Annotated in this window: 10 protein-coding genes; 9 read left to right on the forward strand and 1 reads right to left on the reverse strand. The window is 57.1% G+C overall.

The annotated features are described in order from the left end of the window. Positions 1–60 precede the first annotated feature (60 nt). From AB1748_RS01725 to AB1748_RS01740, 4 genes are all read left to right on the forward strand, one after another. Complete coding sequence (locus tag AB1748_RS01725; RefSeq protein ID WP_367395934.1) at positions 61–1203, forward strand: alanine racemase; 1143 nt, start codon at positions 61–63, stop codon at positions 1201–1203. A 137-nt stretch (positions 1204–1340) separates the two neighbouring features. After that, complete coding sequence (locus AB1748_RS01730) at positions 1341–1736, forward strand: polyketide cyclase (RefSeq protein ID WP_111141258.1); 396 nt, start codon at positions 1341–1343, stop codon at positions 1734–1736. A gap of 773 nt (positions 1737–2509) precedes the next feature. Further along, positions 2510–3154 (forward strand): oligosaccharide flippase family protein, encoded by a 645-nt coding sequence (locus AB1748_RS01735; protein ID WP_111141269.1) that lies wholly within the window; start codon positions 2510–2512, stop codon positions 3152–3154. Between the two features lie 409 nt (positions 3155–3563). Further along, positions 3564–4181, forward strand: coding sequence for a trimeric intracellular cation channel family protein (locus AB1748_RS01740; protein WP_111141260.1), 618 nt, complete (start codon positions 3564–3566; stop codon positions 4179–4181). Here AB1748_RS01740 and ligB read toward each other — a convergent pair. Next, positions 4119–5870, reverse strand: a complete 1752-nt coding sequence (gene ligB / locus AB1748_RS01745) for an NAD-dependent DNA ligase LigB (RefSeq protein WP_367395935.1) — start codon at positions 5868–5870, stop codon at positions 4119–4121. The two genes, AB1748_RS01740 and ligB, sit on opposite strands and share 63 nt — an antisense overlap. 239 nt (positions 5871–6109) lie before the next feature. Between ligB and gmk the strand changes: the two genes are divergently transcribed. The 5 genes from gmk to recG are packed head-to-tail and all read left to right on the forward strand — an operon-like array spanning position 6110 to position 11966. Continuing rightward, positions 6110–6733: a guanylate kinase gene (gene gmk / locus AB1748_RS01750; protein WP_111141262.1), complete on the forward strand. Its 624-nt coding sequence runs from the start codon at positions 6110–6112 to the stop codon at positions 6731–6733. Between the two features lie 54 nt (positions 6734–6787). Then, on the forward strand, positions 6788–7063 hold the full coding sequence (gene rpoZ / locus AB1748_RS01755; protein ID WP_003851346.1) for a DNA-directed RNA polymerase subunit omega: 276 nt from the start codon (positions 6788–6790) through the stop codon (positions 7061–7063). Positions 7064–7083: 20 nt separating this feature from the next. Further along, positions 7084–9189 (forward strand): bifunctional GTP diphosphokinase/guanosine-3',5'-bis pyrophosphate 3'-pyrophosphohydrolase, encoded by a 2106-nt coding sequence (gene spoT, locus AB1748_RS01760; RefSeq protein WP_111141263.1) that lies wholly within the window; start codon positions 7084–7086, stop codon positions 9187–9189. 3 nt (positions 9190–9192) lie between these two features. Beyond that, positions 9193–9891 (forward strand): tRNA (guanosine(18)-2'-O)-methyltransferase TrmH, encoded by a 699-nt coding sequence (trmH, locus tag AB1748_RS01765; RefSeq protein ID WP_367395936.1) that lies wholly within the window; start codon positions 9193–9195, stop codon positions 9889–9891. Further along, complete coding sequence (gene recG / locus AB1748_RS01770) at positions 9888–11966, forward strand: ATP-dependent DNA helicase RecG (RefSeq protein ID WP_293770565.1); 2079 nt, start codon at positions 9888–9890, stop codon at positions 11964–11966. The genes trmH and recG overlap by 4 nt, the downstream gene beginning before the upstream one ends. Positions 11967–12019 lie beyond the last annotated feature (53 nt).

Raw genomic sequence — 12019 nt, forward strand, 5'->3', positions numbered from 1 at the left:
CATCAGCACGCAAATTAGGGAATGATGGTGTCTCTTACCTCGTCATTGCCGGACAATCTTATGGATATCAACGATACACAGCAGTGGCAGCGTCCACTGATTGATGATCGCCTTACGCCCTATATTGAAGTGGATACCGCGCGGCTGGATCAGAACCTGCAGCAGATGCAGCGCAGGGCGAATGAGGCCGGTTTGGCGTTGCGGCCGCATATCAAAACGCATAAAAGCGTCTGGATTGCGCAGCGCCAGCTTGCACTGGGTGCCCGGGGCGTTACGGTTTCTAAGCCCAGCGAAGGCGTGACGTTTATTCTGGGTGGCGTGCGCGATCTGCTGCTGGCCTACCCGATTGTGCAGCCGCAGAGCGTGGCCGATTTGCTGCGCCAGGCAGTGCTGCATCAGGTCAGGCTCACCCTGATCGCGGACAGCGTTCAAGGTGTGGCGGCGATTGCTGAGGCCCGCCAGCAGCAACCGGCGTGCGAACTGGCGGTCGCGATTAAGGTGGATGTCGGATTGCATCGGATTGGTGTCAACCCGGACACCGATGAGGCGATAGTGATTGCTCAGGCGCTGAAGGATCACGGGTTACGCTTTGCCGGACTCCTTTCCCATGCCGGTCACGCTTATGGTGCCGGTCATGCCGCGGCGATTGCGGATATCGCCCGTCAGGAGGCCCACCTGATGCAGCGGCTTCAGGCAAAACTGCAGGCGGCAGGATTTACCGATTGCCCCCTCTCCGTGGGCTCAACACCCACCGCGCTGGCGGCAGAGATTGCGCCCTGCCTGGATGAAATCCGGCCCGGCAACTATGCACTCCTGGATCTCACCGCCTGCCGACTCGGTTTAAGCCGTGTCGACCAGCTGGCTATGAGCGTCATCACCCGCGTCGTAGCGGTGAACGACCACTTCGCGATTGTGGATGCGGGATCGAAGATGCTGAGTTCCGACAAAGGCCCACACGGCACCAATGCCAGCGGTTTTGGTATTGCCGTGGATGAAGCCGGCCACACGTATGAGGTGACGAAGCTCTCGGAGGAGCACGGTTTCCTGCTTTATCAGGATCGCCGCCCGGACGTCGGTTCGCTGCTGCGCATCTTTCCCAATCACAGTTGTGCCGTGATGGCGCAGTCGGACGGCTTTGTTCTGCGTCATTCAGACGGTCAGAGCGAAGCGCAGCCGGTTTCTGCGCGCGGCAATTTCATCTGAATCAGCGGCAGACAGCCTTATTCTGCTGTCTGCCGTTTGTACAGAACTCTGCTGACCCCACAGTTCTGCTGTTACAACGTTTTAACAAACCTGCCGCCATGCTTTAATGCCTTTTTCGCTTATCCTCCGGAGGTTATATGCTCTCCTCGCGTACGCTGAGTCTGACAATCCCCCGTCACTGGTTAGATCTGTATGAAACCATCTGGAAGCCGGATTTTTTTCCAAAGTGGGCGTCAGGGCTGACGCAGAGTGCTCTGGAGCCGGAGGGAAATCGCTGGCGTGCTAAGGGCCCGCTCGGCAGTGTGAAGCTGCGGTTCTCGCCCCACAATCCATTTGGTGTAATGGATCACTGGATTGATGGCGGTTCAGGAAAGGAGATCTACGTGCCGATGCGCGTAATCGCTAACGAACAGGGTGCTGAGGTGCTGGTGACGATTTATCGCCAGCCATTTACGTCCGATGAGAAATTTAAGCAGGATATTGAATGGGTTAGCAAGGATCTCGAAAAACTCAATCAACTGCTGACCCAATAAATCAATCACTTAGAACGGAGTTTTTCCTGTATTTATCACTGGTCGTTTATGAAAAAAACAGAAAAATTTCTGCAGATAAAGCATTACGCCCTCATCTGATTGTTGCTCCCTGTTAAGCATTGACCACCACTGCGGCTTAAGCATTGTTACCAGGGAAATTCCTGGTAATCTCTTCCGCCAGCAGGGTGATCCCCCGTGATTACAGGCCTCTTTACCTGTCGCGCCCGCTTTTCGCCTGTTGCGCATTCATTAATCATTAATCGTTGTTTATTTCCGCAGTGCTGAGGATTTAATATTTATCATGCATAAAGTGAAACCATTTATTTCTGCGGTAGCGTAATCAGACTTTTCTTATGGTGTTAAATTAAATAAAACAATGTATAAATCATTCCACACACAGCAATACCCATAATGATAAAGCACGAAAACGTCATGGACCGCTCAGCTTCTCTTTTGTTATCTGAATAAAAGGATGCTGAGAATGCCGCAGGGATGCGGGCAGGAGAATATAAAACGACAAAAGGATTTATTCGTGATCTGGCGGCATGCTCATCAGTAAAGGAGAATGCCGCCATGACACGACACAGACGCTTAACCGGGGAACCTTTTTATCCGGGTACTATTTTCAAACCGATAATAACACGGCAGGTCTGAAATAATTTTCAGAACGCAGGCCGGAAAATTGCACTAAAGAACGGTGTCACAGCAACTTCTGCTTGCCGTAACACAACTATTTAATTCTCACAGAGTCGCTGGGCTCTATCGAGTATATGATGGCAATACGTGAAAGCAGTCTTAATAGCGCAAAATGGTCTCTGCTCTCTTCAATCAAAATTATTGGCATCGGCGTCCTGCAACTCTCCTTGCTGGCGCAGATTCTGCAGGCGAATGAACTGAATCTGCTGGCAGTTGCCGTCATCGCCCTGCTGGCTGTGGATGCGCTGGCCGATCGCGGCTTCTGTAACAAGCTCATCCGCCGCTGTATGCTCTCGATCAACGACCTCTCTATAATCTACTGGGGTAATATGTTGATGGGGGTTGCGGTTTTTGGACTCTTATTTACCGGCAGTCATCTGCTGACTGCGCTATTTCATCAGCCTGAACTGGCCTTAATGCTGCAGATGGTCTCCGTGGTGTTTATTATCATTCCCCAGGGCCAGCATTATCGTGCGATATTACAGCGTGAGAAACAATATACGCGTATCGCGTTTGCCGAAACCTCTTCGGTATTAGCCGGGCTTGCGGTGACCTTATTTACCGTCTGGCTGACACCCTCCGTATTATGTGCGATCTGGGGTTACCTGGCGATGGCCTCTATTCGTATGCTGATTTACTGCTACTATGGTCGTTCCTGGTTCCAGCCGGAATATCATTTCAGCCTGAACGCATTTTTGAAAATTCGTGCACGAAACAAATAATAAAATAAGTCTGTATGGTGGGCTCTGAGCGTCGGAAACGATGCGTTGGCGTGCTGTTAACCAGCACGCCTTTTCTTTTTTATCGGCTGCATCATCTCTCTTTTCGATTCTGACTCTTCTCCGCTGTCCCGCTTTCTCTCTTTTGTCCGAATGAGTGCCTGCCTGAAGGCGAACCTGTTGTCGCTGTGTCCTGCTTCCAGCCCCGTCACTGAAACGTCAGGCATGCGTCTGCCCGGCATCACCGTTCTCTCCTGTCCCTGCCGCAGATGTTCTGCAAAACTCTTTCTATGCTGACGCCGGGGCGGGCTGGTATAAACTGCGCTCATCCCGGACGCCGGACGCCAGAAAGTCCCCGTCGCCGTCTCTCGGGCAATGCCGTCGCGTTGCCGCCGTTTTACCGGAGTCTGCTATGTTACTGACCGTTCTCTACATTATTGGTATTACCGCCGAGGCCATGACCGGCGCGCTGGCCGCAGGTCGCCGCAAAATGGATCTGTTCGGCGTCATTATCATTGCGTCAGTCACCGCTATTGGTGGCGGTTCGGTGCGCGATATCCTGCTGGGCCACTATCCGCTGGGCTGGGTGAAGCATCCCGAATACATCATGATTGTGGCGGCTGCCGCCGTTGTGACTACCTTTCTGGCACCGCTGATGACACATCTGCGTAAAGTCTTTCTGGTGCTGGATGCGCTGGGTCTGGTGGTCTTTTCCATCATCGGCGCGCAGGTTGCGCTGGATTCCGGCCACGCCATGATTATTGCCGCCATAAGCGCAGTGATCACCGGCGTCTTTGGTGGCGTACTGCGGGATATGTTCTGCAACCGTATTCCGCTGGTGTTTCAGAAGGAAATCTACGCGGGTATCGCTTTTGCCTCAGGCTGGATCTACATCCTGCTGCTGAAAACCTCGCTGGCGCATGAAGCGGTGATCATCATTACCCTGCTGTTCGGCTTTTTCGCCCGTTTACTGGCGCTGCGCTTCCGTCTGGGTCTGCCGATTTTCAACTATCCCCATCCCGAGCACTGAGCTGGCGGGAATGTCCTGCTGCTGCAGGAATGTTATCAGCGTCTGCAGCCGGGCATCATGAAACTGCTCCACCAGGCGATTTGCCAGCGCCGCGCCGACACCCGGTAATGTCTGCCAGGCCATCACATCCCGCGCTATCAGGCTCTCCCACTGCTGGTCAGGCAGGGCATTCAGGGCCTTGCGCGGCAGTGAAACGCCTGACGCCTCCACCCAGCGACGAAACGGCTGCTGCCGGGTGAGATTAAAACGGTGCCAGAGCTGTCCGGCACGTTCCGGCGACAATCCGGTTGCTGCGGCAATCTGCTGCGGGGTTAATACCAGCCAGCCGAACAGGTGAGTCATGCTGCCGCTTTCCAGCAGGCGCAGCCAGGTCCCGCGCTCAACGCCCGGAATATTCAGTACGCCTTTCTGGCTGAGCCAGCGTAGTTTCGCCAGCAGCTGCTTCTGACAGGTCGCACTGAAGGTAAAACAGCTCAGCGGGCTGTAACGTGATGCCTCAGGAGGGTGAGGAGGGTGTCGCTCTGCTACACGCCAGATTACCCGTTCCAGCCGGGGAATGCCCTGACCCGCCAGGCTCAGCGTGATCACATCCCCCGCGACGATATCGCTCTCCTGCCAGCGCCGCAGCGATCCGATGTTTACCCGCCTGACCGTCCGGTCATCCAGCTGTACCGGCTGCAGATTCAGCACCGCCGCGATTTTTCCGGTCCGGCCCACCGGAAAATCGACGGAGAGCACTTCCGTGCTGACTTCGGGCGGCTGATACTTCCAGGCAACGGCCCAGCTTCCCTCGCCCGGCAGCCAGCGTTGCCCCGCAGGGCGCTGGCTCTGATGGACCACGACACCATCAGTGACAAAGGGGAGCGCAGCATGAAACCAGCGTTCCCGCCAGGCGGCAACCTCCTCTTCATCCTTCACGCGGTGACTCCATCGGGCCGCCAGGCCAAATCCCCAGCGGCTGAGCTGCTGAAGGCGTTCTGCCATCGTCTCCGGGCCATCCGGCCAGGCCCAGATAAAAATGCCGAGCGACTTCAGCAGGGGAACACGCTGTTTACTCATCATGGCTCCGGCCACCTGTGAGCGCGCATTCTTACCGCCATCGACCGCCTGCCGATGATCGGTCATCAGCAGGAAGAGCTCACCCTGAAGGACCACATTCTCAAGATCGGTGTCGATTTGCAGCGGAATAGCCGGGATGGCGGCGGCTTTAGAGAGCCACTCTTCACCGCGCAACCCATCGCCACGACTCAGCAGCGATACCAGCCTGCCGTGACGATAGACCAGTGATACTGCGATGCCGTCGATCTTCGGCTGCACCCAGAGGTCGTGCCGACCCTGCATCCAGTAAGCCAGTGCCAGTTGGTCGCGCACCTTTTTAACGCCCGTATGCGCCACCGGATGCAGGTGCTCGCCCTGGTCCGGCAACTGCGGCGCATAAGCGGGCTGCTGCGGACTAAAGCAGTGCTGCCAGTGATTGAGTCGCTGCTGCAGCGCATCATAATCCGCGTCCACAACCGGACTCTGGCCCTGCCGATAGTAGGCATCATCCCAGTGTTGCAGTTGCTGCTGCAGTCGGCGCATCTCTTCTGTCGCCCGTATGGGGGTCCAGACCGGACACAGGGCGCTCTGCACAGGCCCTGTGACAATCCACAAAAGCGTTGCCAGCAGCACTCCGCTAACTCTTTTCATGCTCGCTCTCCTGAGGTTTTGGGGTATTCCACACCCCGGCCTCATGACCTGCCAGCGACCATATTCGGTTTCGCGAAGGCTACCGACGCAAACCGGTAAGATTTTCAGCGTGGCGACAGCGGATTGCGCGAAGATGCGCAAAAGTTGGCTGTTACCGCTGCGCAAACGCTGCGTGGCAGCGGGAAGCTGTGTATACTGGGCAGGAAATCGACTCCGCTTTTAATCAATTCAAGAAAACCATGGCTCAAGGCACGCTCTATATTGTTTCTGCACCCAGCGGCGCAGGTAAATCCAGCCTGATTCAGGCACTGTTAAAGACCCAGCCGTTGTATGACACGCAGGTCTCTGTTTCGCACACGACGCGCGGTATGCGTCCGGGTGAAGTCCATGGCGAACATTACTTTTTTGTTGAGAAACATGAATTCGAGCAGATGATCGCGGAAGATGCCTTCCTCGAACATGCCCGGGTTTTCGACAACTATTATGGAACCTCGCGCCATGCGATTGAGCAGGTGCTGGCAACCGGCGTTGACGTATTTCTGGATATCGACTGGCAGGGCGCGCAGCAGATTCGCGCCAGAATGCCGGGCGCACGCAGCATCTTCGTTCTGCCGCCTTCGAAAGAAGAGCTCGACCGCCGTCTGCGCGGTCGTGGCCAGGACAGCGAAGAGGTGATCACGCGTCGTATGGCTCAGGCCGTAGCGGAAATGAGTCACTACGCCGAATATGACTATTTAATTGTGAATGATGATTTCGATCTGGCGCTGTCCGATCTGAAAACCATTATTCGCGCAGAACGTCTGCGTATGGCGCGCCAGAAGGCGCGTCACGATGCTTTAATCAGCAAACTGTTGGCAGTCTGAATACAGTTTCAGTATGATGCGCAGTCATTTCTTCATCTGTGGAGTAGCACACCTATGGCACGCGTAACCGTTCAGGACGCAGTAGAAAAAGTTGGTAATCGTTTTGACCTGGTGTTGGTCGCTGCACGTCGTGCACGTCAGATGCAGGTAGGCGGCAAAGATCCGCTGGTTCCGGAAGAGAACGATAAGCCGACCGTTATCGCCCTGCGCGAAATCGAAGAAGGTCTGGTCACCAATCAGATTTTAGATGTGCGTGATCGTCAGGAACAGCAAGAGCAGGAAGCCGCTGAGTTACAGGCCGTTACCGCTATCGCTGAAGGTCGTCGTTAACAGCCACCTGCAGGTCGCCCTTGTATCTGTTTGAAAGTCTCAATCAGCTGATTGAAAAATACTTGCCAGAGGAGCAGATCAAGCGCCTCCAGCAAGCCTATCTTGTCGCACGTGATGCCCACGAGGGACAGACACGCTCCAGCGGTGAGCCCTATATCACCCATCCGGTTGCCGTAGCCTGTATTCTGGCGGAAATGAAGCTCGACCATGAAACCCTCATGGCCGCGCTGCTGCATGACGTGATCGAAGACACGCCTGCCACTTATCAGGACATGGAACAGCTGTTCGGTAAAAGCGTGGCGGAGCTGGTCGAAGGCGTTTCCAAGCTGGATAAGCTGAAATTCCGCGACAAGAAAGAGGCGCAGGCAGAGAACTTCCGCAAGATGATTATGGCGATGGTGCAGGATATCCGCGTCATTCTCATCAAGCTGGCTGACCGCACCCACAACATGCGCACCCTGGGTTCGTTACGCCCGGACAAACGTCGCCGCATCGCGCTGGAAACGTTAGAGATTTACAGTCCGCTGGCGCATCGCCTGGGTATTCACCATCTTAAAACGGAGCTGGAAGAGCTCGGTTTCGAAGCCCTTTATCCCAACCGGTATCGGGTGATTAAAGAGGTGGTGAAAGCCGCACGCGGTAATCGTAAAGAGATGATCCAGAAGATTCTTTCTGAGATCGATGGCCGCCTGCAGGAAGCGGGCATCCCCTGCCGCGTCAGCGGTCGTGAGAAGCATCTTTACTCGATCTACCGCAAAATGACGCTGAAAGAGCAGCGTTTTCACTCGATCATGGATATCTATGCCTTTCGCGTTATCGTGAAAGACCTGGATACCTGCTATCGCGTTCTGGGCCAGATGCACAGCCTCTACAAGCCGCGTCCGGGCCGCGTTAAAGATTACATCGCCATCCCCAAAGCCAACGGCTATCAATCGCTCCATACCTCCATGATCGGCCCGCACGGCGTGCCGGTGGAAGTGCAGATCCGCACCGAGGATATGGATCAGATGGCGGAAATGGGGGTCGCCGCGCACTGGGCATACAAACAGGCGGGCGAAAGTGGCACCACCGCACAGATTCGCGCTCAGCGCTGGCTGCAGAGCCTGCTGGAGCTGCAGCAGAGTGCGGGCAGTTCGTTTGAATTTATCGAAAGCGTAAAGTCCGATCTCTTCCCGGATGAGATCTACGTCTTTACGCCTGAAGGCCGCATCGTGGAGCTGCCCACCGGCGCCACGCCGGTGGACTTCGCCTATGCGGTGCACACCGATATCGGCCATGCCTGTGTCGGCGCTCGCGTTGACCGTCAGCCCTATCCGCTGTCGCAACCCCTGACCAGCGGTCAGACGATTGAGATTATCACCGCGCCAGGCGCCCGTCCTAACGCCGCCTGGCTTAACTTCGTCGTCAGCTCGAAAGCCCGCGCCAAGATCCGCCAGTTGCTGAAAAACCTCAAACGCGAAGACTCCGTGAATCTGGGTCGTCGCCTGCTCAGCCACGCGCTGGGCGGCAGCCGCAAACTGGCGGAGATCCCGGCTGAAAATATCCGGCAGGAGCTGGATCGCATGAAGCTGACCTCGCTTGACGACCTGCTGGCGGAAATCGGTCTGGGCAATGCGATGAGCGTGGTGGTGGCGAAGAATCTGTTGCAGGCTGACAGCAAGGCGATCAGCAGCAGCAAGCGCGGTAAGCTGCCGATTAAAGGTGCAGATGGCGTACTGATTACCTTTGCCAAATGCTGCCGACCCATTCCCGGTGACCCGATTGTCGCCCATGTCAGCCCCGGTAAAGGGCTGGTGGTGCACCATGAGTCGTGCCGGAACATTCGCGGCTACCAGAAAGAGCCCGAAAAATTCATGCCGGTCGAGTGGGATAAGGTCACCGAGCAGGAGTTCGTGGCGGAAATCAAGGTCGACATGTTTAACCATCAGGGCGCGCTGGCTAACCTGACGGCCGCCATTAATACGGCCGGTTCCAATATTCAGAGCCTGAATACCGAAGAGCGTGATGGCCGCGTTTACAGCGCCTTTATCCGCCTGACCGCACGCGACCGCGTCCATCTGGCGAATATCATGCGCAAAATCCGCGTGATGCCGGATGTGATCAAAGTCCACCGCAACCGTAATTAGTGCATGAACGATCAACGTTTTGCCCGGATACAGACGATGCTGGCCCTGCGCCAGCACGATCTCACGGTCTGTATGGAGAAGGTGCATAAGCCGCATAACGTTTCCGCTGTGATCCGCACCGCCGATGCCGTCGGCATCCATGAGGTGCATGCGGTCTGGCCCAGCGAGCGGATGCGCACCCAGGCTTCTGCATCCGCTGGCAGCAACAGCTGGGTCAAGGTCGTTACCCACCCCACTATCGGCGATGCCGTTAATCAGCTCCGTCAGCAGAAGATGCAGGTGTTAGCTACCCATCTCTCCGCTGATGCCGTAGATTTCCGCGAGATCGACTATACCCTGCCGACCTGCATCCTGATGGGTCAGGAAAAAACCGGTATCACCGAAGAAGCCCTGGCGCTGGCCGATCGGCAAATCGTGATTCCGATGGTGGGCATGGTGCAGTCGCTGAATGTCTCCGTCGCCTGCGCGCTTATCCTCTATGAAGCTCAGCGGCAGCGGCAGAATGCAGGACTCTACCTGCGCGACCACAGCCTGCTGGATGACGGAGAGCAGCAGCGCCTGCTGTTTGAAGGCGGCTTCCCGGTGCTGGCAAGAGTCGCAAAACAGAAAGGCTTACCCTATCCGCGCATCAATGCGCAGGGGGAAATCGACGCCGATCCCAGCTGGTGGGCGACCATGCAGTCAACCGGTAAACAAAGATGAAAGGCCGTCTGCTGGATGCCATCCCGCTCAGTACCCTGACTGGCGTCGGTGCCAGCCAGGCGGCAAAGCTGGCCAGGATTGGCCTGCACACCATTCAGGACCTTCTGCTTCACCTCCCGCTGCGTTACGAAGATCGTACCCAACTCTATGCGATTGACGATCTGCTGCCCGGCATCTGGGCCACCGTAGAGGGCGAGGTGCTGCACACCGACATCACCTTTGGCCGCCGCCGGATGATGGTCTGTCAGATCAGCGATGGCAGCGGCGTTCTGACGATGCGCTTCTTCAATTTCAACGCGGGCATGAAGAATAATCTCTCGCCAGGCCGTCGCGTCACCGCCTATGGCGAAATTAAACGCGGCCAGCGTGGCGCGGAGATTATCCACCCCGAATACCGCATTCAGGGCGAACAGAGCAATGTGACGCTGGAAGAGACCCTGACGCCGGTCTATCCCACCACCGAAGGGATTCGTCAGGCCACGCTGCGTAATCTCACCGATCAGGCGCTGACGCTGCTGGAGAGCTGCCCGATTGCCGAACTGCTGCCGCAGGAGCTGAGCAGCGGGCTGATCAGCCTGCCTGATGCGCTCCGCACGCTGCATCGTCCACCGCCCGATCTCAGGCTCAGTGAGCTGGAGAGTGGCCGTCATCCGGCACAGCGCCGGTTGATTCTGGAAGAGCTGCTGGCGCACAACCTCAGTATGCTGGCGGTGCGCGCCGGTGCGCAGCGTTACTATGCGCTGCCGATGCCGCCACGGCACACTCTCAGCGACCAGCTGCTGGCCGCGCTGCCCTTTTCACCCACCCGCGCCCAGGCGCGCGTGGTGACGGAGATAGAACAGGATCTGGCCAACGATTTTCCGATGATGCGGCTGGTGCAGGGCGATGTCGGCTCCGGCAAGACTCTGGTCGCCGCACTCGCGGCGCTGAATGTGATCGCGCACGGCAGGCAGGTCGCGCTGATGGCGCCGACCGAGCTGCTGGCTGAACAGCACGCCAGCAACTTCCGTCAGTGGTTTGCGCCGCTGGGAATTGAAGTCGGCTGGCTGGCCGGTAAACAGAAAGGCAAAGCCCGTCAGGCGCAGCAGGAGGCGATAGCCAGCGGTCAGGTGGCGATGGTAGTCGGCACCCATGCGCTGTTCCAGGAGCAGGTCCGGTTCAGCGGGCTGGCGCTGGTTATTATTGATGAGCAGCACCGGTTTGGCGTCCACCAGCGACTGGCGCTGTGGGAAAAGGGCGAAGAGCAGGGTTTTCATCCGCATCAGCTGATCATGACCGCCACGCCGATCCCGCGCACCCTGGCGATGACCGCCTATGCCGACCTGGATACCTCCACCATCGACGAGCTGCCGCCGGGACGTACGCCGGTGACCACGGTGGCTATCCCGGACTCCCGGCGTGATGAGATCGTGGCCCGGGTTGAGCACGCCTGTCGCGAAGGACGCCAGGCCTATTGGGTCTGCACCCTGATCGAAGAGTCAGACCTGCTGGAAGCCCAGGCGGCGGAGGCGAGCTGGGAATCGCTGAAAACCGCGCTGCCCGGCCTGAACATCGGGCTGGTGCATGGCCGGATGAAACCGGCAGAGAAACAGGCCGTCATGCAGGCGTTCAAGGCCAATGAGCTACAGCTTCTGGTCGCGACCACCGTTATTGAGGTAGGCGTGGATGTGCCTAATGCCAGCCTGATGATCATCGAAAACCCGGAGCGGTTGGGGCTGGCACAGCTGCATCAGCTGCGCGGACGCGTAGGCCGCGGTGCCGTGGCTTCTCACTGCGTGCTGCTCTACAAAGCGCCCCTGAGCAAGACGGCGCAGAAGCGTCTGCAGGTGCTGCGCGACAGCAATGACGGCTTTGTCATTGCCCAGTTCGATCTGGAGATCCGCGGCCCCGGTGAGCTGCTGGGCACGCGCCAGACCGGAAACGCCGAATTTAAAGTCGCTGACCTGCTACGCGATCAGGCGATGGTGCCGGAAGTGCAGCGCGTGGCGCGCCATATCCATCAACACTATCCCGAACAGGCCAGCGCCCTGATTGAACGCTGGCTGCCAGAGAACACCCGCTACACCAACGTCTGAATAAAATCCCGCTAATAGAGCCCTGTTATCCTCACGGGCAAACGATTGCTTTT

The organism is Pantoea sp. Ep11b (assembly GCF_040783975.1).
GTDB lineage: Bacteria > Pseudomonadota > Gammaproteobacteria > Enterobacterales > Enterobacteriaceae > Pantoea.